Origin of the sequence: Nocardioides ganghwensis, assembly GCF_014779655.1 — a bacterium.
In the GTDB taxonomy this organism is placed as follows: Bacteria; Actinomycetota; Actinomycetes; order Propionibacteriales; family Nocardioidaceae; genus Nocardioides; species Nocardioides ganghwensis.
The window spans coordinates 244,360-267,566 of record NZ_JACXYX010000001.1 but is presented as its reverse complement, the minus strand read 5'-3'; the positions used below and the strand labels follow the sequence as shown (position 1 = coordinate 267,566).

Sequence of the window (23,207 nt, the reverse complement as noted above, 5' to 3'; positions counted from 1 at the left end):
GATCTCCTTCGATTCTCCGGTCTGGAGCAGTCTCCCGGCAGCCCGGCGGCGGGCGCACAGTGGTGGTGACCAGACCACGAGGAGGCGCTCATGTCGCTCACACACCGTACGGTCGCGATGATGCTCCCGGTCACCGACGTCGACCGCGCCCGCACGTTCTACTCCGAGTCCCTCGGGCTCGACTACACCGGCACCAACGACGAGGGCAGCGCGCTCTTCGCGCTGGACGGCGGATCGACGCTCGTCCTCCTGCCCCGCCCCGACAGCCACCCCTCGGAGAGCACCGCGATGAGCTTCGAGGTCGACGACATCTCGGCGGAGATCGGCGAGCTCGAGGGTCGGGGCGTCGTCTTCGAGGACTACGACCTGCCCGACTTCCGCACGGTCGACCACGTCTGCGTGCTCGGCTCCGAGAAGGCCGCCTGGTTCAAGGACCCCTCCGGCAACGTGCTCTGCCTGCACGAGCAGACCTGACCTCCGGCCCCGACTGCTCAGACGTCCGTCGCGCCGTCGATCGACTGGCGGATCAGGTCGGCGTGGCCGGCGTGGCGGGCGTACTCCTCGACCATGTGGACCAGCACCCACCGGAGGGTGGCGGTCCCGCCCTTCGCGGGGTCCCGCGGCCGCGCGACCGCCCGGCCGAGGTCCGGGTCCTCGGCCAGGGCGGCGTCGAGGCACGCGTCCGAGCGCGCGATGGCCGCGGCGAGCAGCGCGTCGAGCTCGGCGTGCGTCGCGCCGGCGGCGCTGTGCCAGTCCCAGTCGGGGTCGTCGCCCCAGGGCGCGGTGTCCCACGGCGGGGACGGCTCGTGGGCGGCGAGGTTGTAGGAGAACCAGTAGTCCTCGACGAAGGCGAGGTGCTTGAGCATCCCGCCGAGGGTCAGGTCGCTCGGCGGCAGGGTCTGCGCGAGCTGGTCGTCGGTGAGTCCGCTGGCCTGGAGCCGCACCGTCCCGCGGAAGTGGTCGAGGAAGGAGCGCAGCATCCCCGTCTCGTCGTTGCTGAAGGACGGCTCGGGCCGCTCGATCGTCATGCGCGGCACCGTAGTACGTGCTGCGTCAGAGGGTCGGGCCCTCGCCACGGAGCTTGTCGACCTCCGCCATCGCGTCGCGCAGCTGGCCGAGCCACTCGTCGGCGTGCTCCCCCACGAGCCGGACCGACCACGCGAGGGCGTCGGACCGGGAGCGGGCGACACCGGCGTCGACCAGGGTGTCGAGCACCCGTCGCTCCGGCTGGCGCAGCCGCGTCATCACGGGCGCGGCGACGTGGGTGAACAGCGCCTCGGTGTCGCCGAGCCGCACCCCCCACGACACCTTGCGCTGGTAGCGCGCCTGCGCCTCGAGCGCGATCTCGATGCGCTCCGCCCTGGTCTCGGAGCGGAAGCGGCCGATGCGACCCTCCGCCTCGGCCCCGGTGACGTCGTCGGCGGCGAGGGTGCCCACCACCAGGATCTCCTCGCGGTCGACGGTGACGTCGACCGCGCTGAACCATGCCTCGGGCAGCCGCCCGTGGAACCACTCGGACGCATCGCTCGCGTCCGGCAGGTCGGCGACCTGCCACCCGCCGCGGCGACCGCGGCGGCTCTCGTCTGGCTTCATGCTTACATGATTACACCGCAACACAAACGGCGTCGATAGAGTCGCGCCCGTGCTGACGACCCCCTGCCCGTGCGGGACCGGCGCGGCGTACGACGCCTGCTGCGGACCGCTGCTGGCCAACGCCGCCCAGGCCCGGACGCCCGAGCAGCTGATGCGCTCGCGCTACACCGCGTTCGTCGTCGGGGACGCCGACCACCTGTTCCGCACCTGGCACCCGCGGACCCGTCCCAACGACGTCCGTCCCGACCCGGGGACCCGGTGGACCGGGCTCCGGGTCCTCGCCGCCGAGGGCGACACGGTCGAGTTCGTCGCGTCCTGGGAAGGTGGCTCGATGCACGAGGTCAGCCGGTTCGAGCAGCGTGCCGGCCGGTGGGTCTACGTCGACGGCGTGGTGGACCGGCCGGTCAGCTGACGTCCACCCACCGCTCGCCGACGCGCTCGAGGAGCCCTTGGCCCGCCGTCGCCGCCGCGACCAGCTCGTCGAGCCGGTCCACCTCCCCGGGTGGCGCCGCGAGCAGCAGCCGCACCCGGGCGTCGTGGGCGACGTCGAGGACGCGTACGCCCCGCGACCTCAGCTCGCCCTCGACGCGACCGGCGTCGGCGTGGTCGAGGTCGAGGGCCAGCTCGGTGAGCCGCGAGCGACGCAGGGTGCCGGCTTCGGCCAGCGCGGCACGGACCGCGTCGCCGTACGCCCGCACGAGGCCGCCCGCGCCCAGCAGCGTCCCGCCGAACCAGCGGCTCACCACGGCCGCGACGTCGCTCACCCCGGCCCCCTTGAGCACCTCGAGCATCGGCGCCCCGGCGGTCCCGGCGGGCTCGCCGTCGTCGGAGGACCGCTGGAGCGCACCGTCGGGTCCCAGCACGAAGGCCGAGCAGTGGTGCCGTGCGTCCCAGTGCTCACGGCGCAGCAGGGCGACGAGATCGCGGGCGGCGTCCTCGTCGGTGACCCTGCGCAGCGTGCACAGGAAGCGCGAGCCGCGGTCCTCCACCTCGGCGGTGGCGTCACCGGCGACGGTGAGGTAGGTCGTCATGCCGGCCTGTCGGACGGCTCGTCGGGCTCCCGCTCGGCCGGTCCCGGCTCCCAGCGCACGACCACCTTCTCGAAGCCCTTGTGCCGCTGCATCCGGGCATAGAGGGCGTACGCCTCGCGGTCGGCGTCGGTCAGCTGCACGTTGTCGGTGAACGGCGTCAGCAGCGCGCGCGGCCACAGCCGGCGCGCGAGCACCACGTTGACCTCGGTCGCGAGCACCGCCATCACGGCGCCGATCCAGAGGAAGCCGATCAGGCCGAGGACCAGGCCGAAGGTCTTGGTCATCGACGAGGTGTTGACCAGCACCCGGTCGACGTAGGCGGCACCGCCGATCTGGAGCACCTGCCACAGCACGGCGAGGGTGAACCCGCCGGGCGCGGCACGCCAGAACGAGTGCTGGCCGGTCGCTGCGAAGCGGAAGAGGTAGGTCAGCCCGGTGCCGACCACGAGCACGGTCAGCACCGGCAGCAGGGCCTTGAGCCCGTCGCCGATGACCTCGGTGAACACGTCGGTGGTGCTGGCGATGGTGGAGACGATCGTGACGGCGAGCAGCGACAGCCCCGCGGTCAGGAGCAGCAGCAGCGTCTTGACCCGGGCGTAGAAGGGGTTGGGGCGGCTGTTGCGCGGGACGGACCACGCGACGTGCTGGGTGTTCTGCAGCGCCTGACCGAGCCCCAGTGCGCCGTAGAGGGCGGCGAGGCCACCGACCGCGACACCGGCGAACGAACCCTGGAGGCCCTCCGGTCGACCGAGCTCGTCGCCGATGATCGGGAACTGGGCGAGCGCGGAGTCCAGGATCGACTCCTGCCAGTTGGGCTCGCCGCGCAGGATGATGCCGAGGATCGAGGTGCCGAGCAGCATCAGCGGGAAGATCGCGATGAAGGCGTAGTAGGTCAGCGCCGCCGCGAGGTAGGGACCTTGGTCGTCGAAGTACTTGTAGACCACCGCGAGGGGGAATCCGAGCACCGGGTGGCGCCGCTGGAACGCGTCGACTGACCCCACGGCTCCCACGAGGGGAGGCTACCGCCTGGGTGAGCGCGCGCCGGTCACCACCAGCCGAGCAGGTCCCCGCCGATCCGCACGACGAAGCCGGACACGACGACGAGGAAGAACGCCCGGACGAAGCGGGCGCCGCGCGCCATCGCCAGCCTCGCCCCGAGGTAGCCGCCGGTGATGTTGGCCGCCGCCATCGGCAGGGCCAGCTGCCAGAGCACCGCCCCCTGCGGCACGAAGACGACGAGCGCGGCCAGGTTGGTCGCCCAGTTGGCCAGCTTGGCCTTGGCCGAGGCCTCCAGGAAGTTGTAGCCGAGCAGGCCGACGAGCGCGAACACGAGGAACGAGCCCGTCCCCGGCCCGATCGCCCCGTCGTAGAAGCCGATCGTCAGGCCGGTCAGGACGACCGCGGTGAGGTGCTGCCCGCCCTGGAAGCGGAGGCTCGTGAGCTCACCCACGCTCGGTCTGAACCAGACGTACCCGCCGACCAGGACCAGCACCGCCAGGATGATCGGGTCGAACGCGCTGCGCGGGAGCAGCGAGGCGACCAGCGCGCCGCCGGCCGACCCGATGGCGGCGGCGAGCATCAGGGGCAGGAAGGTGCGCGGGTCCGGGCGGATCCGTCGGACGTACGTCGCGGCGCTGATGGAGGTGCCGCAGAACGACGCCAGCTTGTTGGTCGCCGCGATCTGCACCACCGACGCACCGGGCAGGCCGACCAGCAGGGCCGGGAGCTGCACCAACCCGCCGCCACCGACGACGGCGTCGACGAAGCCGGCCACCAGGGCCGCGAGGACGAGGAAGAGGACGACCTCGAGGGACAGGTCCGCCATGACGAACGCCCGTCAGCTGGGCGTCGTGTCCCGCCTGAGCTCCTGCACCACGACGGCGTCGTAGTCCTCGGGCATGGTGGCGCTCAGGCCGGGGCAGACGAGCTGCTGCGACTGGTCCTCGACCATCTTGGCGGCGGAGCAGCTGAGGGTCGCGACCGGCGAGCCGTCGGCGGAGAAGACCATCTCGAAGATCGCCGCCCGCTCCTCCTCGGACCGGTTGGTGATCGTCCCCTTCACCTCGGGGGTGGTCACCTCGTCGGCACCGGCCGAGCGCTCGACCGGGTTGAGCTCCCAGCCCTCCTCGACGGCGAAGGAGTTCCAGGAGAACGCCTCGCCCACCTCGACCTCGACCGGCGAGGTGTCGGTGTTGAGGTCGTCGCCGCAGGCGCCGAGCAGGCCGGCGAGCAGGCCGGTGCAGGTGAGGGCCGCGAGGGCCCGGGCGGCGCGCGTCACGACTTGGCCACGAACGTCAGGAGGTCCTGCCGGGTGAGCACACCGATGGGCTTGCCGTCCTCGTGGACAAGCACCGCGTCGGCCTTCTCCAGCAGTCGGACCGCGTCGGCGGCGGCCTCGGTGGACCCGATGGTCGGCAGCGCGGCGGACATGTGGTCCTCGACGGGGTCGTTGAGCTTCGCCGTGCCGGCGTACAGCGCGTCGAGCAGGGTCGACACCGACACCGAGCCCGCGACCTCCGCGGCCACGATCGGCGGCTCGGCCCGGACGACCGGCATCTGGCTGACGCCGTACTCCTGGAAGATGTGCACCGCCTCCGCGATGGTCTCACTCGGGTGGGTGTGCACCAGGTCGGGCAGCTGGCCGGACTTGCCGCGCAGCACCTCGCCGACCGTGCGCTGGTCGCTCGGGGCCCCGGTCGCGAAGCCGTACTGGCCTAGCCAGTCGTCGTTGAACACCTTGGTGAGGTAGCCGCGCCCGGAGTCGGGCAGCAGGACCACGACCACCGCGTCCGTACGCCCCTCGGCCGCGAGCTCGTGGGCGAGGGTGCGCGCGGCGAAGGCCGCCATGCCGGCGGAGCCGCCGACCAGCATCGCCTCCTCGCGCGCGAGGCGGCGGGTGAAGGCGAAGGAGTCGGCGTCGGAGACCTCGATGACGCGGTCGGCGACGCTGCGGTCGTAGGTCTCGGGCCAGAAGTCCTCGCCCACGCCCTCGACGAGGTAGGGGCGCCCCGTGCCGCCGGAGTAGACCGAGCCGGCCGGGTCGGCGCCGACGACCTGGATGTCGGGGTTCTGCTCCTTGAGGTAGCGACCGACACCACTGATCGTGCCGCCGGTGCCCATGCCCGTGACGAAGTGGGTGATCTTCCCGTCGGTCTGCGCCCAGATCTCCGGACCGGTGGTCTCGTAGTGGGAGCGCGGGTTGTGGGGGTTGGAGTACTGGTCGGGCTTCCAGGCGCCCGGCTGGGAGGCGAGCCGGTCGCTCACGTTGTAGTAGGAGTCCGGGTGCTCGGGCGCGACGGCGGTCGGGCAGACCACGACCTCGGCGCCGTAGGCCTTGAGGACGTTGCGCTTGTCCTCGCTGACCTTGTCGGGGCACACGAAGACGCACTTGTAGCCCTTCTGCTGCGCCACCATCGCCAGCCCGACGCCCGTGTTGCCCGACGTCGGCTCGACGATCGTGCCGCCGGGCTGGAGCTCGCCCGAGGCCTCGGCGGCCTCGATCATCCGGCTCGCGATGCGGTCCTTCACCGAGCCACCGGGGTTGAGGTACTCGACCTTCGCCAGGACCAGCGGTCCGTCCCCGGATCCGTCCGGGAGGTCCAGCGTCCGGCTGAGGCGGACCAGCGGGGTGTTGCCGATCAGGTCGAGGAGGGAGTTCACGTACTGCACCCGGCCAATCTAGCCGTCTACTGCTGCGTAACATGCAACGCCGTCTGAGTAGGCTCGGGGCGTGGGGGCAACAGGAGCAGCACGCAAGCTGGCATCGGCCGCGGCCCTGGGTGGCGGCGGCCTGTCCGTGCTCGGCGCCGGCCTGTACGGGGTGCTGGTGGCCGAGGCGAAGTTCGCCCGGAAGGTCATCGGCGTCGTCGGCGACGGTCGCCCGCCCAACGCGACGGGCTGGTACGGCCGCGGCCGTCCGGGACCCGCGATCCGCATCGCGCTGCTGGGTGACTCCAGCGCCGCGGGCTACGGCGTGGACCGCGTCGAGGACACCACCGGCGCCCACCTCGCCACGGGCGTGGCGGCCCAGGCCGACCGCCGGGTGCACCTGCGCTCGTTCGCGGTGGTCGGCGCGCAGTCGAGCGCCCTGGCCGAGCAGGTCGACGCCGCCCTCGGCACCCACCCCGACCTCGCCGTCGTGCTGATCGGCGCCAACGACGTCACCCACACCGTGCTGCCCTCCGCCTCGGTGCGGCACCTCGCCGAGGGCGTACGCCGCCTGCGCGAGGCGGGCGTCGCCGTCGTGGTCGGCACCTGCCCCGACCTCGGCACCATCCGGCCGATCCCGCCGCCGCTCAAGCAGGTGGCGCGCGAGTGGTCGCGCCGGCTCGCGGCGGCCCAGACGATCACCGTCGTGGAGAACGGCGGGCGTTCGGTCTCGCTCGGCGACATCCTCGGCCCCGAGTTCGACGCCGCGCCGGCGGTGCTGTTCGGCCCCGACCGCTTCCACCCGTCGGCCGACGGCTACAAGCAGCTCGCGTCGGTGTTGATCCCGTCCTGCCTGGCCGCGCTCGACCTGCTGCCCGAGGACGAGGCCCTGCCCGAGCCCCGCCGACGCGAGGGGATCCTGCCGGTCGCGGCCGCGGCCGTCCGCGCGGCCCGTACGCCCGGCACCGAGGTCGACGGCACCGAGGTCGGCGGCAACCAGCGCGGCCTGCGCGGTCGCTGGGTCGAGCTGCGCCACCGCCGGCGCCGCCCGTCCACCGAGGCCGAGTCGCCGGACGAGCACGAGGAGCAGGACCCGGACGACGGGCTCGACCCCGTCCCCACCCAGCGGTGAGCAGCGGACACGACACGGCCCGCCCGAGCTGAGCTCGGGCGGGCCGCAGTGTCGTTCAGGTGATGACCAGCAGCTCAGTCGCCACGCAGGATCGCGAGGATCCGGAGCAGGTTGGTGTAGATCCAGACCAGGCTGACGGTCAGGCCGAAGGCCGCGCGCCACGACTCGCGCTCCGGGAGCCCGGCGGCGACGCCGTTCTCCACGAAGTCGAAGTCGAGGATCAGCATGAAGATGCCCAGCACGAGGCCGGCGAGGGCGAAGATGAAGCCCAGGCTGCCGTTGCCGTAGAGGCCGGTGTCGATGCCGAAGAAGCCGAGCACGATCGAGAGCAGGCCCAGGCCCACCATGCCGAACATGCCGGCCACGACGCCGCGGCGGAACTTGTCGCCGACCTTGATGTCGAGGACCTTGTAGGCGGCGAGCGTGCCAGCGAAGGCGGCGAAGGTGCCGAGCACGGCGCTCATCACGATGCCGGGGTACTGGGCCTCGAACAGCTTGCTGATCGCGCCCAGCGCGACACCCTCGGCGACGGCGAAGGCCAGCACCAGCGCGGGGCTGATGACGCGCTTGAACGAGTTCACCAGCGACAGCAGGAACGCGCCGCCGGCACCGAGCATCGCGAGCATGCCGATCTGGCCCAGGTCGGCGTTGCTGCTGACGTCACCGACGTACCACCAGGTGGCGAACGCGGCGGCGAAGACGAGTGCGATCGAGATCGCGGTCTTCTGGACCACCGAGTCGACGGTCATCCGGCTCTGGTCGACCTGGCCGGGCGCACCGGTGCCCCACTGGGACGGGTCGGTCCCGGGCTCGCCGTAGCCGGGGTAGCCGGCGCCGCCCGCGGGGTAGGTCTGGTTGCCGTAGGCGTTCGACGAGGCGCGGTTGAACTCCTCGGAACGGGCGAAAACGGGGTTGTTGCTCTTCATGGTCTCTCCTTGGAGGCCGCCCCCGGAGGTTCCGGGGGGTCGGCGCCGTCGCGGTGACGGCGCCCGTGTGCGTCTCCCCCACTCTAGCCGGGGGAACACCTGTTCAAACGTGCGCGGGGCGGGCGCTGTTCCCGTCACAGCAACTTCTCAGGTTGTCCGTGGGGAGGACCGGGGGCCGCTCGTCCGTCAAACCGGTCGCGCCGCCCCCGACCGCTGACCACACTGTGCGCGTGACCACCGACATCTCCACCCACATCTCCACCGACATCTCCACGGACATCTCCTCAGGCGCGATCCCCGGACGCGACGAGCTGGCAGACCTGTACGACGCGGTGGGCTGGGTGGCCTACACCCGCGACCTCCCGACCCTCGAGCGGGCGATGCAGGGCTCGTCCCACGTCGTCACGGCGCGCAAGGAGGGGCGCCTGGTCGGTCTCGCGCGGGTCGTCAGCGACGGCGCGACGGTGGCCTACCTCCAGGACGTCCTGGTCCGGCCCGAGGAGCAGGGACAGGGTGTGGGCAAGCGCCTCGTCGCCGAGGCCCTCGCCCCGTTCGACGCCGTGAGGCAGCAGGTGCTGCTGACCGACGACGAGCCCGGCCAGCGCGCGTTCTACCAGTCCCTCGGCTTCGCCGAGATCCGCGACCTCGACGACGGCTCCCTGCGCGCCTTCGTGAAGTTCGGCTGACGGTCCGCCGACCCGTGCCCCGGCTGGGGTTCGAACCCAGACTGTGCGGTTTTTAAGACCGCTTCCTCTACCGGTTGGGATACCGGGGCTGACGACCTGGCGGGCAGGTCACAGGTACGTCCTGCGAGCGTAGACGGCATGGGCGCCCGCCGTGCGGTCGAGGAACAGCAGGCCGTCGCAGTGGTCGATCTCGTGCTGGAGCGCCCGCGCCTCGAAGGCCTCGGCCTCGAGCTCGACCTCCTCGCCGCTGCCGGGGAGCTGGCCGCGGACGACGATGCGGCTCGGGCGCCGCACGTCACCGGTGAGGTCGGGGACGGACATGCAGCCCTCGCGAGCCTTCTCGTTGCGGCTGCCGGAGACGACCTCGGCGTTGCACAGCACGAAGGTGCCGTGGTGGTCGCGGGTCTTGGGGTGCTCCGACACGTCCACGCAGAAGACCTTCGCCCCCACCCCGACCTGCGGCGCGGCGAGGCCGACGCAGCCCGGGGAGACGCGCATCGTGGCGACGAGGTCGGCGGCGAGCCGTACGACGTCGGGCGAGGTGGGGTCGACGGCCGCGCCGACCGTGGACAGCACGGCGGCGGGGGCGCGTACGACCTCGCGCAGCGTCCCGGCCACGCCGAGGTCGGTCTCGGTCCACGCCAGGACCCGGGGGTTCACGCTCATCGGACCGGCGCTCAGAGCTCGTCGGTCTCGGCGGCGCGCAGGGTCACGCCCACGCCGAGGTCCGCGGCGACGGCCGTCAGGGCGCGCTCGACCGCGGAGACGTCGACGCCGGCCGGGAGGTCGACCTCGGCGACGAGGAGGTAGAGGTCGCCGGCCAGCCGCGTCGTCAGGTCGGTGATGTTGCCCCCGACGCCGGCGATCACCGCGACGACGGCCGACACGATGCCCGGGCGGTCGCCGCCGTGGACCGACAGGATCCACGAGGTGCCGTCGGCCGGTGCCGGAGCCTCGACAGGGACCTCGCGGACCGTGACCGTCAGGCTGCCGTCGGCGGTCAGCGGCGCGAGCGCCGCCTCGATCTCGGCGTCCGGGGTCGCGCCCTCGCAGACCAGCATCATCGCGAAGTGGCCGCGCAGGAGGGTCATCGTCGAGTCCTCGAGGTTGAGGCCCAGCCCGGCGAGCCTGCCGGTGGTCTCGGCGATGATGCCGGGACGGTCGTGGCCGAGGACGGTGATGGCGTGGAGGGTCACACGGGCAAGTCTGTCAGCGCCCGCGCCCGCTCGAAGACCGCGTCCGTCATCTCGGCGGTGAGCCGCTTGGTGTAGGTGTTGTGCGGCGAGGGGTGGTAGCACCCGAGGAGGGTCACGTCGCCGAGCTCGACCTCGGCGCCGTGCCCGAACTTCGGCCGCGTCGCCGGTGCCGGTGCGCCCGCGGCGACCAGCGAGCGTACGGCGCCGTCCCAGCCGAACGAGCCGAGGGCCACGACGACGCGCACCGTGGTGAGCAGGGCCAGCTCGGCGGCGATCCACGGCGCACAGGTGTCGCGCTCGACGGCGGTGGGCTTGTTGTCCGGAGGGGCGCAGCGCACGGTCGCGACCATCCGCGCGTCGACGAGGCGCTGGCCGTCGCCGGCGTGCTCGCTGGTGGGCTGCACGGCCCACCCGGTGCGGTGCAGGCTCGCGAAGAGCCAGTCCGCGCTCGGGTCGCCGGTGAAGATCCGCCCGGTGCGGTTGCCGCCGTTGGCCGCGGGCGCGAGGCCGACGATGAGCAGGGAGGGCGTGGGGTCGCCCCAGCCCGGGATCGGCCTGCCCCAGTAGGGCTGGTCGGCGAAGGACGCCCGCTTCTCCTGCGCGACGCCCTCGCGCCAGGCCACCAGGCGGGGGCAGGCGGAGCAGACGCTGACCCGGGCGTCGAGCTCGTCCAGGCCGGCGTCCTGCGCGAGGCGGCGTACGTCGTCGGCGTCGCGCGCGACGGGCGTGCCCGCGGCTGCCGGGTCGTCCGGCCAGCCGGCGCCGGGCTCGACCGGGCTGGCGAACGCGCCCCCGACGACCGGGTGCGGCAGGAGCGTGACCGGTCGCCGCGTCATCGCGGGATGGCGGCGGCCATGCCGTGCAGGATGTCGGCCTCGGACACGACGTGCTCGGGCACCGGCACCCGCGCCAGGATGCGGCTCCAGATCAGCGCCCCCGCGCCGATCACGTCGGCGCGGCCGGGGTGCATGTAGGGCAGCGCCCGCCGCTCGGCGACGGTCATCGCGACGAGCCCGTCGACGTAGGACGCGGTCGCGTCGTTGGGCAGGACGGCGCGGTCGAACGCCTCGCGGTCATAGCTGTCGAGGGCGAGGACGCCGCACGCGAGGGTCTTGATCGTGCCGGAGGTGCCGATCACGGTGCGGGTGCGCTCGAGGGGGACCCCGCCGGCGTCGAGATGGGCGTCGATGTCGGCGACGCACGCGGCGACCTCCGCCGACGTCGGCGGGTCGCTGTGGAGGTGGCGCTCGTGCAGGCGTACGGACCCGATGTCCATCGAGACGGCCTGCCGCTCGCCGCCCTCCCCCAGCACGAGCTCGGTGGAGCCGCCGCCGATGTCGACCACCAGCACCGGCTCGGGCGGCATCGGGACCTGCGCGGCGATGGCGCCGGCGTAGACGAGTGCCGCCTCCTCGTCGCCGGACAGCACCTCGGGCTCGATGCCCAGCCGACGGCGTACGCCCTCGCGGAACACCGCGGCGTTGCTGGCGTCGCGGGTGGCCGAGGTGGCGCAGAACCGGACCCGCGCCGGCGGCACGGCGTGACGACGGATGGTCTCGGCGAACTCGTCGAGCGCCGCGAACGTGCGCTCGAGCGCCTCGTCGGCGAGCTCGCCCGTGCGGTCCACGCCCTGGCCGAGCCGGACGACGCGCGAGTCGCGCAGGACGACGTCGAGCCGGCCGTCGTCGCGCACCGTGCCGATCAGGACCTTGATCGAGTTGGTCCCGCAGTCGATGGCCGCGACGGTGCTCATGCGGTCACGGCGCCGGACGCTCGACGCACGGCCCCGACTCCCACCAGGGGCCGAGCAGGTCGAGGACCTCGTCGCCGAGCGGGTTGACGCCGCGGCCCATCGCCAGCGACTGGCCGGCGAGGACGTGCAGGCACTTGACCCGGTCGGGCATGCCGCCGGCGGTGATGCCCTCGATCTCGGGCACGTCGAGGCCGGCCCGCTCCCCCACCTCGGCACGGAACTCGAGGTAGCGCTCGTGGGCGTCGCGGTAGGCCGCGGCGAGCTCCTCGTCGGTGCCGAGGCGCGCCTGCATCTCCTTCATCAGCCCCGAGCCCTCGAGCGTGCCGATGCGCGAGGCGGCACGCGGGCAGGTCAGGTAGAACGTCGTCGGGAACGGCGTGCCGTTGGGCAGCCGCGGCTCGGTGGTGACCACGTCGGGGTTGCCGCAGGGGCAGCGGTGTCCGACGGAGTCGATCCCGCGGGGCCGGCGCTTGAGCTGCGCGTGGATGGCGGCCTCGTCGGCCGGGTCGATCCTCTGCTGGTTCACTGCTGCGTTCCGTCGATCATCTCTGCGGGTTCCTCGTCGGGCGGGGGCGGGTTGCCGGCGAGCTCCACCGACTCCCAGGCGGCGGTCCACCATGCCTTGGGCACCGTCTTGATGACCTCGTCGGGGTCGTTGAGGGTGGCCTGCGCCTCGATCGGCCTGCCGTCGGCGCCGATGACCTCGAACCCCTGCTCGCCCGGCATCAGGTAGCCGAAGCGCGCGCGGGCCTGCGCCTTGACGTACGCCGGGTCGTCCCAGCGCTTCTTCTCCCGCTCGAGGTCGTTGATGCTGGCCTCGCGCTCGGCGATCTGCGCCTTGAGCTCGCCGATGTGGGAGCGCTGCTGGAGGTAGGCCCGCAGCGACGAGGCGTACGACACCGTCAGCACGGCGAGCACCAGCACGAGCACGGCGGCGCGGCCGGTGAAGCGGGGGCGGCGCTGGGGGCTCCTGGTGGTGCCGCGGGTGGTGCTCCGGGTGGCGGCAGGCCCCGCGGTGGCCGGGACGGGCTCGCTCCGCGAGGCGGGCGTACGCGTCCCGCCCGCCCGCGGCCGGGTGCCGCGGGCGCCGGGGTGCGTGCTGTGGCCCTGCCTCGGTCCGCGCGGTCCGCCGGGCCCACCACGAGGCGTACGGCGCTGGGAAGGCATGCGGTCCAGTCTGCCTGCTTCAGCCGGAGAAACGCGGGAAGGCGCCCCGGCCGGCATAGCGAGCCGCGTCACCCAGCTCGTCCTCGATGCGGAGGAGCTGGTTGTACTTCGCGACGCGGTCCGAGCGGGCCGGCGCGCCGGTCTTGATCTGGCCGCAGTTGGTGGCGACCGCGAGGTCGGCGATGGTCGTGTCCTCGGTCTCGCCGGAGCGGTGGCTCATCATGTTGCGGAAGCCCGACCGGTGCGCGAGCTCGACGGCGTCGAGGGTCTCGGTGAGGGAGCCGATCTGGTTGACCTTGACGAGCATCGCGTTGGCCTGGCCGCCGTCGATGCCGCGCTGGAGGCGCTCGACGTTGGTGACGAACAGGTCGTCGCCGACGATCTGGGTCTTGTCGCCGAGGCTGTCGGTGATCGCCTTCCAGCCGGCCCAGTCCTCCTCGTCGAGCGGGTCCTCGATGGAGACGATCGGGTAGGACGCGACGAGGTCGGTGTAGTAGGCGACCATGTCGTCGCTCTTGAGCTTCTTGCCCTCGAAGGTGTACTTGCCCTTGTCGTGGAACTCGCTGGCCGCGACGTCCATCGCGAGCGCGATGTCCTTGCCGAGCTTGAAGCCGGCGGCCTTGACGGCCTCGGCGATCAGGTCGAGCGCCGCGCGGTTGCTCTCGAGGTCGGGGGCGAAGCCGCCCTCGTCGCCGAGGCCGGTCGAGAGGCCCTTCTTCTTCAGCACGGACTTGAGGGCGTGGTAGACCTCGGCGCCGTGCTGGAGCGCCTCGCGGAACGTCGCCGCGCCGATCGGGGCGATCATGAACTCCTGGACGTCGACGTTGGAGTCGGCGTGCGAGCCGCCGTTGAGGATGTTCATCATCGGGACGGGCAGCAGGTGGGCATTGGGGCCACCGACGTAGCGGAACAGCGGGAGCCCGGCGGACTCCGCGGCCGCCTTGGCGGTGGCGAGGGAGACGCCGAGGATGGCGTTGGCGCCGAGCTTGGCCTTGTTGGGGGTGCCGTCGAGGTCGAGCATGACCTGGTCGACGAGGCGCTGGTCGTCGGCGTCGAGGCCGACGATCGCGCCCGCGATGGTGTCGATGACGCCGTCGACGGCCTTCTGCACGCCCTTGCCGACGTAGCGCTTGCCGCCGTCGCGCAGCTCGACCGCCTCGAAGGCGCCGGTGGAGGCGCCGCTGGGCACGGCGGCGCGACCGAACGCGCCGTCCTCGAGGAGTACCTCCACCTCGACGGTGGGGTTGCCGCGCGAATCGAGGATTTCGCGGGCGCCGACAGCAGCGATGATCGACATGGGAGAGCTCCTGGTGGGGTACGTCGTGGGCAGCCGCCAGCCTAGCCACGTGCCGCCCGTACGTCGCCGGGTGTCCGTGGGTGTGGGTGGTGGCCACTACCGTGACCGGCGTGCCCAGCCCGACGCCCTCCCCCGTCGACGGCTTCCGGGCATTCGTCGCCCGTGCCGTGGGTGACGACGCCCCGGGCACGTCGCGGTTCCGTCGCGCGTTGGCCGGCGAGTCACCGGCACGGTTCTCCGACCGCATCGTCCTCGAGCGCGCCGCGCACCTCGTCGCGACCACCCGACGCACGCTGCAGGACATCGCGACGGAGAGCGGCTTCCGTGGCTACGACGTGTTCGCCCGCGCGTTCCGACGCGAGTACGGCGACCTCCCGTCCGCGTGGCGGGCCGCCCCCACCTCGTGGGCCATCGACGCGCCCGGCGACGTCCACTTCCGGCCGCCGGATGGCGTGCGGCTCCCCGCCCGTCGGAGGATGGACGGCGTGGACCTCCTCGGCGAGCTGGTGACGCACCACGTGCGGGCCGTCGGCGACCTGGTCGACGCGGCCGCCGTCCTCCCCGACGCCGATCTCGACGAGAGGGACGGGACGGACGGGACCGGCGCGGGCGCCGGTGGCCTCTCGCTGCGAGCGTCGCTGACGCAGCTCGTCGATCGCATGGAGGCGATCACCGCGGCCGCCCACGACGTCCCGCACGAGACCGCCCGCACGGGGACCCCGGAGTCGCTGGGCTCGCTGCGCTCGCGGCTCGACCGGGTCGGGCCCGAGCTCGCCGACACGGTGGCGCTGCTCGCCGCGACGGGACGGTTCGACGAGGCGTTCGTCGACGCCTTCGCCCCCGGCCCGGTCACGCGGACGGTCGGCGAGATGGTCGCGCACGTGCTCGTCGACGCCGACCACCTCCGCACGACCGCGCTGTGCCGGCTGCGCGCGTCCGACGCGGCCGGCGGGCTCGGATGAGCACCCCCGGCGGGCCCGCGCTCGCCCGGCGCCTCGGGACCGTCGACGCCACCGTCGTGGGCCTCAGCGCGATGCTCGGCGCCGGTGTCTTCGTCGCCTTCGCACCGGCCGCGGAGGCGGCCGGCAGCGGGCTGCTCGTCGCCCTCGGCATCGCCGCGGTCATCGCCTTCTGCAACGCCGTGGCGTCGGCCCAGCTCGCGTCCTCCTACCCCGCCTCGGGCGGCACCTACCTCTTCGGCCGCGAGGTGCTCGGCCCGTGGTGGGGCTTCCTCGCCGGGTGGGGCTTCGTGGTCGGCAAGACCGCGTCCTGCACGGCGATGGCGATGACGTTCGCGGCGTACGCCCTCCCCGACACGACCTCCGGGGCCGGCGACGACGGGGCCGGGTGGTGGCAGCGCGGGCTGGCGGCGCTGGTGGTGGTGGCGTTCACGGTGCTCAACCTGCGCGGGATCACCCGTACCGCGACGGCCGCCCGGGTGCTGCTGGTGACGACGCTCGCGGTGCTCCTCGGGTTCCTGCTGATCGCGGCGACGGGCGAGGCAGGACCGACCGTGCCGCTGGAGGCGACCGGCGGGGCGTGGGGGGTGTTGCAGGCGGCCGGACTGCTCTTCTTCGCGTTCGCCGGCTACGCGCGGATCGCGACGCTCGCCGAGGAGGTGCGCCGACCCGAGCAGCTCGGCCGAGCGATCCTCGTGGCCCTCGGCACCGCCGTCGTGCTCTACCTGCTCGTCGGGCTCGCGCTGGTGGAGGTCCTCGGCGCGGACCTGCCGGGCAACCCCGTGCCGGTCGCAGCCGCCACCGAGGCGGTCGGCGCCGCGTGGGCCGTCCCGGTGGTGCGGATCGGCGCCGCCGCCGCTGCGCTCGGCGCGCTGCTGGCGCTCCTGGCCGGAGTGGGGCGTACGACGCTGGCGATGGCACGCGAGCGGGACCTGCCGGCGCCGCTGGCCTCCGTCGACGCGCGGCACCAGGTCCCCGACACGGCGCAGGTCGTCATCGGGGCCGCCGTCGTGGCGCTCGTGCTGCTCGCCGACGTGCGCGGCGCGATCGGCTTCTCCTCCTTCGGCGTGCTCGTCTACTACGCCGTCGCCAACCTGTCCGCCCTCCGCCAGCCTGCCGAGCAGCGACGCTGGCCGCGCGGCCTCCAGGTGCTCGGGCTGGCCGGCTGCCTCGTCATGACCGCGGCACTCCCGATCGGCTCCGTGCTGGCCGGGCTCGCGGTGTTCGCGGTCGGGATCCTCGGACGGGCGGTCGCACTGCGACGCCGCACGTGACGGTCGGCGTCGGGCATGGCTGTGGCCCCGCCTTCACTGGAAGGCGGGGTGTGGGGCGGGGTCATCGTCGGCGGGGTCGTGGGATGCCCGGTGGTGCGGCCGGTGGGTCGAGTGCGGTGGTGCCGGTGTGGTCGCGGCGGTAGCGGTGGCCGTGGGGGCTGGTCCACTCGAACACCCCGGGCGCGGTCATCTCGTAGCGCCAGGCGGAGTGCGTCTTGAGGCGATGGTGGAACCGGCACAGGCAGGCGAGGTTGTCACTGCGAGTCGGGCCGGGCTGGGGTCTGCCCTTGGCTTCGGCGTCGTGGTCGTAGGCGGTGATGTGGTCGATGTCGCAGCCGCGGGCCGGTCTCGTGCAGGACGGGAACACGCAGGTGCGGTCGCGGAGAATGATTTGCTCGCGGATCCGGTCCGGGATCTCGTAGCTCTGCGCGGTCAGCTGGGCGTTGAGGTCGATGACGGGCTTGATCGTCACCTTCGTACGGGAGTCGGCGCACCAGGACCGGACCTGGTCCAGCAGCACGAGTCGCTGCCCGTTCTCCATCCGCCCGGTCGGCCCGAACACGGTCTGCTCGCCGACCACGGAGGCGTCGAAGTGGGCGTGGATGACCACCTCCCGCGCAGCCGGCAGGTCCGGCCCGCTCTCATCGGTGGTCGAGGTCCTGGCTTTGTCGGTGGTTGAGGAGCGAGCCTCGAAACCACCGCGGTCAGCGTGGAGGTCGAGCGCGGTCTGTTGCCGGGCAAGCTCCCCGAGCGCCTTGGCCCGACGCGCGTCGAGTGACAGCTGGGACCCGAGGGCCTTCTGGACTGCTGCGTGGTGCGCGACGGCACGGTCGAGGTCGAGGGCGTCGGCGAGGTCGAGCTCGGCCTCCAGGTGCAGGGTGCCGGCGTAGTGCACGTCGTCCTTGTCCACGGTGACGTGACGCGGGTCGACGTGCTGCCACCCGTCCTCGGGGTCGGCGGTGGGGTCGGCGGTTGCTAGGTCGTAGCGCCTGATCGTATCCGCGAGGAGCCGGTCGAGCTGCGCCTGCCCGATCCGCCCGGCCACGGCCGCGACCTGGGAGTCGACGAACCCCGCCGCCTCGCGAGTCAAAGCAGGCGACGAGTGGATGGTGGCCTCCGCAACCGCGCGGGCCCGCCACGCCGGCACCCGGCCGGAGTGGACCTGCTCCCACAACCGGGGCAGGCGGTGGCGCAGCTCCAACGCGTGACCGATGAGCTTCTTCGCCGCCGTGGTCGAGATCCCGAGCACGGTCCCGAGCTCGGCGACACAGAACTCCGCCACCAACGGCGCACCGTCGCCGGCGATGGGCTCCTCGTGCTCACACCCCGGCACCGTGAACGACGCAGCGTCGTGGATCGACTCCGGCGGGTGCAGATCGGCCCACCAGGCAGCGAGGACAAGCTGGTCGGCCGCGGCCCGGTCCTCGGCCGCCTTGCGGTCGCGGATCGCGTGCAGCACGTCGGAGGCGGTGAGGTCGTCGACCTCACCTGCTCCGAGCCCCGACAGCGCTTCGATCATGTGTTCGATTCTACGGCCGGCCACCGACAGTGACCGCCGACAGAGCGCCTCGGCTGTGGACGGTTCCCAGCCAGGGTTTCCCGGACGGGTTTCGTGACGGGACTTCGTCCCTCCTCAACCACCGACCCAGTGCCCTCGCACCTCAACCACCGTTCGAGGGGCTCGCCTTCGCGGTCTTCTCGACCTTCTCGGCGGCCTTGGCGGCGTTCCACAGCCGCATCACCTCGGCGACGTCGGTGGCCACGGCGTCGCCGAAGACGTGCGGGTTGCGGCGCTCCATCTTCGCCATCACCCCACGCGCCACGTCGTCGAGGGTGAAGTCGCCCGCCTCCTCGGCGATGACCGCGTGGATCACCACCTGGAGCAGCAGGTCGCCCAGCTCGTCGCACAGCGCGGCCGGGTCGCCGGACTCGATCGCCTCGACGACCTCCTCGGCCTCCTCGCGCACGTAGGGGATGAGCGAGGTGTGCGTCTGCTCCCGCTTCCACGCGCACTCGCGCTGCAGCACCCGCATCTGGTCGGCGAACGCCTCCAGCGCGGACCCGTCGGGCGCGGCGGGCATGCGGCTCAGCCGCAGCGGTGGTTGGACGGCAGGGTCCGGGCGAACGCGGGGTCCGGCTCGGTGCCCAGGCCTGCCTTCGCCGTCTCGCCGACCGCGACGGAGACGTTGGTGTCGACTGGGGTCAGCACGCCGTCGACCACCTCGAGCCCGTAGCGGGGGTCGATCTCGATGCCGTTGGCGCCCGGCCACTGGTTGAACACGTCGATGCCGGCCTCGGTGGCCTGCTCGGGCGTCACGTCGGTGATGCCCTCCTCCTCGAGCGTGATGCGCCCGATCTGGTCGACGATGTCCTGGGCGTACGCCGTGGTGGAGGCGAGCTCGACGTAGTCGTCGCGCACCTCCTCGGGCTGGGTGCCCGCCGTGCCCTGCCGCTGCGCGACGTCGTTGAGGTAGGACGAGCCGGCCTCGACGCCGTACTCCTCGGCCATCTGCGAGGCCTGCGAGCGCAGCGTGAGCAGCTGCACGACGTACTGGCGCACGAAGCTCATGGGCACCTCGGACTCGAGGTCGCCGACGGCCGTGCAGTAGTTGGCGGTCACCGCGTCGACGTGGCGGACGGTGAGCTCCTCGTCGCCGACCTTCACCGCGACGCCGGGGGCGGCACTGCCGCACCCGGTCAGCAGCAGTCCTGCGAGGCCCACGGTCACCCAGGTGGGCGCGGCCGTCATCAGGCGGGTCTTGCTCACGAGTCACTCCCAGTGGTTGCTGCGGTCTGGTGGGCGGGTGCCGGAGGTGCGACCACCTCGTCGATCACGCCGCGCGCCCATTCAAGCAGGGCGACGCCCGCCACCGGTCGGACGGGGAACCCCGCGCTCTGGGGACGCGGCACCAGGATGGTACTGACGGGCGCCTTGACGACGCTCTTGGGATGGAGGCGGTTGAGGCGTACGACGCGCGACTCGGGCAGGTCGACGGGCGCGAAGCGGACGTACTTGCCGGCGACCGTCACCTCACGCACCCCGACCTGGCGGCAGCGGGCGCGGAAGCGGGCGACCACCAGCAGGGACTCGACGACCTCCGGCGGGTTGCCGTAGCGGTCGAGCAGCTCGGCGCGCACCTCGTCGACGTCGGCGTCGGTGCGCACCTCGGCCAGCCGCTTGTAGATCTCCAGCCGCAGCCGCTCGCTGGGGATGTAGTCGTGCGGAAGGTGGGCGTCGACGGGCAGCTCGATGCGGACCTCGGCGAGCTCCTCCTCGGCGCCGCCCTTGAAGTCGGCCACCGCCTCGCCGACGAGCCGGACGTAGAGGTCGAAGCCGACGTCGGCGATGTGACCGGACTGCTCGCCGCCGAGCAGGTTGCCGGCACCGCGGATCTCGAGGTCCTTCATCGCGATCGCCATGCCGCCGCCGAGGTCGGAGTGCTGGGCCAGCGTGGCGAGCCGCTCGTGCGCGGTCTCGGTCAGCGGCTTCTCCGCTGGATAGAGGAAGTAGGCGTAGGCGCGCTCGCGGGACCGGCCGACGCGGCCGCGCAGCTGGTGCAGCTGCGAGAGGCCGAGGGTGTCGGAGCGCTCGATGATCATCGTGTTGGCGTTGGACACGTCGAGGCCGCTCTCCACGATCGTCGTGCAGACCAGCACGTCGAAGCGCTTCTCCCAGAAGTCGAGCATGACCTGCTCGAGGGCGTGCTCGCCCATCTGGCCGTGCGCGGTCGCCACGCGCGCCTCCGGGACCAGCTCGCGGATCCGCGCGGCGGCCTTCTCGATCGACTGGACCCGGTTGTGGATGTAGAAGACCTGGCCCTCGCGCAACAGCTCGCGGCGTACGGCTGCGACGACCTGGCGGTCCTCGTAGGCGCCGACGTAGGTGAGGACCGGGTGCCGCTCCTCCGGCGGCGTGGTGATCGTCGACATCTCGCGGATGCCGGTGACCGCCATCTCGAGCGTGCGCGGGATCGGCGTCGCGCTCATCGACAGCACGTCGACGGAGGTGCGCATCCGCTTCATCTGCTCCTTGTGCTCGACACCGAAGCGCTGCTCCTCGTCGACGATGATGAGGCCGAGGTCCTTCATCCTGATGTCGGGGTTGAGCAGGCGATGGGTGCCGACGACGATGTCGACCGAGCCGTCCTCGAGGCCGGCGATGACCTCCTTGGCCTCCTTGTCGGTCTGGAACCGCGACAGGCCCTTGATGACGACCGGGAAGCCCGACATCCGCTCGGAGAACGTCGACATGTGCTGGGTGACGAGCAGCGTCGTCGGCACCAGCACGGCCACCTGCTTGCCGTCCTGCACGGCCTTGAACGCCGCGCGCACCGCGATCTCGGTCTTGCCGTAGCCGACGTCGCCGCACACCAGCCGGTCCATCGGCACGACCTGGCGCATGTCGGCCTTGACCTCGTCGACCGTCGTGAGCTGGTCGGCGGTCTCGGTGAACGGGAAGGCGTCCTCGAGCTCGCGCTGCCACGGGGTGTCGGGGCCGTAGGCGTGGCCGCGGGTGGCCTGACGGGCGGCGTAGAGCTTGATCAGCTCGGCGGCGATCTCGCGCACCGCGCGCCGCGCCTTGTTCTTGCGCTTGGTCCAGTCGCCGCCGCCGAGGCGGTCGAGGCTCGGGTTCTCGCCGCCGACGTAGCGGGTGACCTGGTCGAGGGTGTCGGCGGGGACGTAGAGCATGTCGTTGGGGCCGCCGCGCTTGCTGGGGCCGTACTCGAGGACGAGGTACTCGCGCACCGCCCCGCCGATCTCGCGCTGCTTCATCTCCACGAAGCGCCCCACGCCGTGCTGCTCGTGCACGACGTAGTCGCCGGCCTTGAGCTCGAGCGGGTCGATCTGCTTCTTGCGACGCGCGGGCATCTTGCGCATGTCACGGGTCGAGGTCTTCTGGCCCGACAGGTCGTCGCCGGTCACGACCGCGATCCGCGCCTCGTCGTCGACGATGCCGTGGACGAGGTGGCCGCACGTCACGGTCACGACGCCGGGCCCCGCGGTGTCACCGTCCTCGACGAGTCGAGCAGCGATGTCGTTCTCGCCGAGCAGCTCGACGAACCGCTCGGCGGGGCCGTGGCCGGCGTGCACGACCACGACGTCGAGGCCCTCGCGCACCCAGCCGCGGATGTCGTCGACGGCCTGCTGCAGGTCGCCGCGGTAGGCCTCGGCCGCGTGCGTCGGCAGGGTCCGGCTCGGCACGTCCCCGTCGCCGGCGGTCGACACGCCGAGACCCGGCTCGTCCGGAGTGTCGATCCCGAACGGGCTCACCGCCCACCACGCGTGCCCGAGACCGAGGGCGTGCAGGCGCACGTCGGCGATCTCGCGGTAGGACGCGGCGCCCAGGTCGATCGGCGCGGTGCCGCCGCCTGCCGCGGCGGCCCACGAGGCGCCGAGGAACTCCTCGCTGGTGGCGACGAGGTCGTGGGCGCGGCTGCGGGCGCGCTCGGGGTCGAGCACCAGGACCGTCGTGTCGCTGGGCATCAGGTCGACGAGCAGCTCCATGGTGTCGACGAGCACCGGCGCGAGGGACTCCATGCCCTCCACCGCGATGCCGGCGGCCATCTTGTCGGTGAGCTCCAGCAGCTGCGGGTGCGCCTCGCCCAGCTCGGCGGCGCGGCGGCGTACGTCGTCGGTCAGCAGCAGCTCGCGGCACGGCGGCGCCCAGAGGCGCTGCACCGTCTCGAGGGTGCGCTGGTCGGCGACGGAGAAGGCGCGGATCTCCTCCACGTCGTCGCCCCAGAACTCCACCCGCAGCGGGTGCTCCTCGGTCGGCGGGAACACGTCGACGATGCCGCCGCGCACCGCGAACTCACCACGCCGCTCGACCATGTCGACGCGCGTGTACGCCGCGTCGGCGAGGCCGCGGACCACGTCGTCCAGCGCCCGCGAGTCACCCGGCGCCAGCTCGACCGGCTCGATGTCGGCCAGGCCCGGCACCTGCGGCTGGAGCAGGCTGCGGATCGGCGCGACGACGACCTTGAGCGGGCCGTTGGCCGCGTCGGTGCCGGGGTGGCGCAGCCGCCGCAGGACGGCGAGCCGTCGCCCGACCGTGTCGCTGCGCGGGCTGAGCCGCTCGTGCGGGAGCGTCTCCCAGCTCGGGTAGTAGGCGACCGTGTCGGGGTCGACGAGGTCGGCGAGCTCCTCGACGAGGTCCTCGGCCTCCCGCGAGGTCGCCGTCACGGCCAGGACTGTGCGGCCCCGCTCGACGAGGCCGTGCACCACGAACGGCCGGACCGCGGCCGGTCCGGTGAGCTCGAGGGCGTTGTGGAGGGCGGCGTCGGCCAGCGCGCCACCCAGCGTGGGGGCGGTGACGACGCGCTGGGCGACGGCGGCGAGCGGCGTGGACGGCACCGGGAGATCCCTTCGAGAGCACGCGGAAGTGCCCCCACGTGACGGAGGGGTGGGGGGAGGATGAAAGTCTACGGGGGCTGACCGACGGGGGTTCGTGGGGGACGAGGGGTTTGTCCTGTGCGCCCCGGGGGTAGCAACCACCCACGCCAGGCCGACGGCCGGGCGGCACAGAACTTCACTCGAGAGGAACA

Annotated in this window: 25 protein-coding genes and 1 tRNA gene; 6 read left to right on the top strand and 20 right to left on the bottom strand. The window is 72.8% G+C overall.

What is annotated here, in order from left to right:
• The first annotated feature begins 90 nt into the window (after positions 1-90).
• Complete coding sequence (locus IEZ24_RS01290; RefSeq protein ID WP_129456301.1) at positions 91-474, top strand: VOC family protein; 384 nt, start codon at positions 91-93, stop codon at positions 472-474.
• 17 nt (positions 475-491) lie between these two features.
• On the opposite strand, the gene IEZ24_RS01285 is transcribed toward IEZ24_RS01290, so the two are convergent.
• Both IEZ24_RS01285 and IEZ24_RS01280 read right to left on the bottom strand, forming a co-directional pair.
• The gene (locus IEZ24_RS01285) at positions 492-1,028 is read right to left on the bottom strand and encodes a DinB family protein (protein ID WP_129456302.1); all 537 of its coding nucleotides are present in this window, start codon (positions 1,026-1,028) and stop codon (positions 492-494) included.
• Between the two features lie 25 nt (positions 1,029-1,053).
• On the bottom strand, positions 1,054-1,593 hold the full coding sequence (locus tag IEZ24_RS01280) for a hypothetical protein (protein ID WP_129456303.1): 540 nt from the start codon (positions 1,591-1,593) through the stop codon (positions 1,054-1,056).
• 52 nt (positions 1,594-1,645) lie between these two features.
• Here IEZ24_RS01280 and IEZ24_RS01275 point away from each other — a divergent pair, with 52 nt between their 5' ends.
• Entirely contained in the window at positions 1,646-2,005 is a 360-nt protein-coding gene (locus IEZ24_RS01275) for a YchJ family protein (protein WP_129456380.1), read from the top strand.
• Here the strand turns inward: IEZ24_RS01275 and IEZ24_RS01270 are convergent.
• Genes IEZ24_RS01270 through IEZ24_RS01250 form a run of 5 tightly spaced genes read right to left on the bottom strand, consistent with a single transcriptional unit; the run spans position 1,998 to position 6,293 of the window.
• Positions 1,998-2,624, bottom strand: a complete 627-nt coding sequence (locus tag IEZ24_RS01270; RefSeq protein WP_129456304.1) for a YigZ family protein — start codon at positions 2,622-2,624, stop codon at positions 1,998-2,000. The two genes, IEZ24_RS01275 and IEZ24_RS01270, sit on opposite strands and share 8 nt — an antisense overlap.
• Entirely contained in the window at positions 2,621-3,634 is a 1,014-nt protein-coding gene (locus tag IEZ24_RS01265) for a YihY/virulence factor BrkB family protein (RefSeq protein WP_129456305.1), read from the bottom strand. The genes IEZ24_RS01270 and IEZ24_RS01265 overlap by 4 nt, the downstream gene beginning before the upstream one ends.
• Before the next feature lie 35 nt (positions 3,635-3,669).
• The gene (locus IEZ24_RS01260) at positions 3,670-4,449 is read right to left on the bottom strand and encodes a sulfite exporter TauE/SafE family protein (RefSeq protein ID WP_129456306.1); all 780 of its coding nucleotides are present in this window, start codon (positions 4,447-4,449) and stop codon (positions 3,670-3,672) included.
• A 12-nt stretch (positions 4,450-4,461) separates the two neighbouring features.
• A complete protein-coding gene (locus tag IEZ24_RS01255) occupies positions 4,462-4,902 on the bottom strand; it encodes a hypothetical protein (RefSeq protein ID WP_129456307.1) in 441 nt (146 codons plus the stop codon).
• On the bottom strand, positions 4,899-6,293 hold the full coding sequence (locus IEZ24_RS01250; protein ID WP_129456308.1) for a cystathionine beta-synthase: 1,395 nt from the start codon (positions 6,291-6,293) through the stop codon (positions 4,899-4,901). The genes IEZ24_RS01255 and IEZ24_RS01250 overlap by 4 nt, the downstream gene beginning before the upstream one ends.
• A gap of 61 nt (positions 6,294-6,354) precedes the next feature.
• Between IEZ24_RS01250 and IEZ24_RS01245 the strand changes: the two genes are divergently transcribed.
• Positions 6,355-7,404 (top strand): SGNH/GDSL hydrolase family protein, encoded by a 1,050-nt coding sequence (locus tag IEZ24_RS01245; protein ID WP_129456309.1) that lies wholly within the window; start codon positions 6,355-6,357, stop codon positions 7,402-7,404.
• 74 nt (positions 7,405-7,478) lie between these two features.
• On the opposite strand, the gene IEZ24_RS01240 is transcribed toward IEZ24_RS01245, so the two are convergent.
• Positions 7,479-8,330 (bottom strand): Bax inhibitor-1/YccA family protein, encoded by an 852-nt coding sequence (locus tag IEZ24_RS01240; RefSeq protein ID WP_129456310.1) that lies wholly within the window; start codon positions 8,328-8,330, stop codon positions 7,479-7,481.
• 230 nt (positions 8,331-8,560) lie between these two features.
• Between IEZ24_RS01240 and IEZ24_RS01235 the strand changes: the two genes are divergently transcribed.
• On the top strand, positions 8,561-9,016 hold the full coding sequence (locus tag IEZ24_RS01235) for a GNAT family N-acetyltransferase (protein WP_242498563.1): 456 nt from the start codon (positions 8,561-8,563) through the stop codon (positions 9,014-9,016).
• Positions 9,017-9,031: 15 nt separating this feature from the next.
• Here IEZ24_RS01235 and IEZ24_RS01230 read toward each other — a convergent pair.
• From IEZ24_RS01230 to eno, 8 genes are all read right to left on the bottom strand, one after another.
• A tRNA-Leu gene (locus IEZ24_RS01230) sits at positions 9,032-9,105 on the bottom strand.
• 19 nt (positions 9,106-9,124) lie between these two features.
• Positions 9,125-9,682: a peptide deformylase gene (locus IEZ24_RS01225; RefSeq protein ID WP_129456311.1), complete on the bottom strand. Its 558-nt coding sequence runs from the start codon at positions 9,680-9,682 to the stop codon at positions 9,125-9,127.
• 11 nt (positions 9,683-9,693) lie between these two features.
• The gene (locus tag IEZ24_RS22185; RefSeq protein ID WP_129456312.1) at positions 9,694-10,212 is read right to left on the bottom strand and encodes a glycine cleavage system protein R; all 519 of its coding nucleotides are present in this window, start codon (positions 10,210-10,212) and stop codon (positions 9,694-9,696) included.
• The gene (locus IEZ24_RS01215) at positions 10,209-11,048 is read right to left on the bottom strand and encodes a uracil-DNA glycosylase (protein ID WP_129456313.1); all 840 of its coding nucleotides are present in this window, start codon (positions 11,046-11,048) and stop codon (positions 10,209-10,211) included. The genes IEZ24_RS22185 and IEZ24_RS01215 overlap by 4 nt, the downstream gene beginning before the upstream one ends.
• Positions 11,045-11,965: a Ppx/GppA phosphatase family protein gene (locus IEZ24_RS01210; protein ID WP_129456314.1), complete on the bottom strand. Its 921-nt coding sequence runs from the start codon at positions 11,963-11,965 to the stop codon at positions 11,045-11,047. Before IEZ24_RS01210 ends, IEZ24_RS01215 begins: the two co-directional genes overlap by 4 nt.
• Positions 11,966-11,969: 4 nt before the next feature.
• Positions 11,970-12,491: a DUF501 domain-containing protein gene (locus IEZ24_RS01205; protein ID WP_242498564.1), complete on the bottom strand. Its 522-nt coding sequence runs from the start codon at positions 12,489-12,491 to the stop codon at positions 11,970-11,972.
• On the bottom strand, positions 12,488-13,132 hold the full coding sequence (locus tag IEZ24_RS01200) for an FtsB family cell division protein (protein ID WP_129456316.1): 645 nt from the start codon (positions 13,130-13,132) through the stop codon (positions 12,488-12,490). The genes IEZ24_RS01205 and IEZ24_RS01200 overlap by 4 nt, the downstream gene beginning before the upstream one ends.
• A gap of 19 nt (positions 13,133-13,151) precedes the next feature.
• Positions 13,152-14,429 (bottom strand): phosphopyruvate hydratase, encoded by a 1,278-nt coding sequence (eno, locus tag IEZ24_RS01195; protein ID WP_129456317.1) that lies wholly within the window; start codon positions 14,427-14,429, stop codon positions 13,152-13,154.
• A 110-nt stretch (positions 14,430-14,539) separates the two neighbouring features.
• On the opposite strand from eno, the gene IEZ24_RS01190 reads away from it, so the two are divergent.
• Entirely contained in the window at positions 14,540-15,391 is an 852-nt protein-coding gene (locus IEZ24_RS01190; protein WP_165356157.1) for a helix-turn-helix domain-containing protein, read from the top strand.
• Positions 15,388-16,662, top strand: a complete 1,275-nt coding sequence (locus IEZ24_RS01185) for an APC family permease (RefSeq protein ID WP_129456319.1) — start codon at positions 15,388-15,390, stop codon at positions 16,660-16,662. Before IEZ24_RS01190 ends, IEZ24_RS01185 begins: the two co-directional genes overlap by 4 nt.
• A gap of 61 nt (positions 16,663-16,723) precedes the next feature.
• Here the strand turns inward: IEZ24_RS01185 and IEZ24_RS01180 are convergent, their stop codons facing one another.
• The 4 genes from IEZ24_RS01180 to mfd form a co-directional block, all read right to left on the bottom strand.
• Entirely contained in the window at positions 16,724-18,181 is a 1,458-nt protein-coding gene (locus IEZ24_RS01180; protein ID WP_191192793.1) for an HNH endonuclease signature motif containing protein, read from the bottom strand.
• A gap of 142 nt (positions 18,182-18,323) precedes the next feature.
• Positions 18,324-18,743 (bottom strand): MazG nucleotide pyrophosphohydrolase domain-containing protein, encoded by a 420-nt coding sequence (locus IEZ24_RS01175; RefSeq protein ID WP_129456321.1) that lies wholly within the window; start codon positions 18,741-18,743, stop codon positions 18,324-18,326.
• A 5-nt stretch (positions 18,744-18,748) separates the two neighbouring features.
• Positions 18,749-19,429 carry a hypothetical protein gene (locus IEZ24_RS01170; protein ID WP_129456322.1) on the bottom strand — a complete coding sequence of 227 codons (681 nt, stop codon included), beginning with the start codon at positions 19,427-19,429 and terminating at the stop codon, positions 18,749-18,751.
• On the bottom strand, positions 19,426-23,016 hold the full coding sequence (gene mfd, locus IEZ24_RS01165) for a transcription-repair coupling factor (RefSeq protein ID WP_207206892.1): 3,591 nt from the start codon (positions 23,014-23,016) through the stop codon (positions 19,426-19,428). Before mfd ends, IEZ24_RS01170 begins: the two co-directional genes overlap by 4 nt.
• Positions 23,017-23,207: the final 191 nt, after the last annotated feature.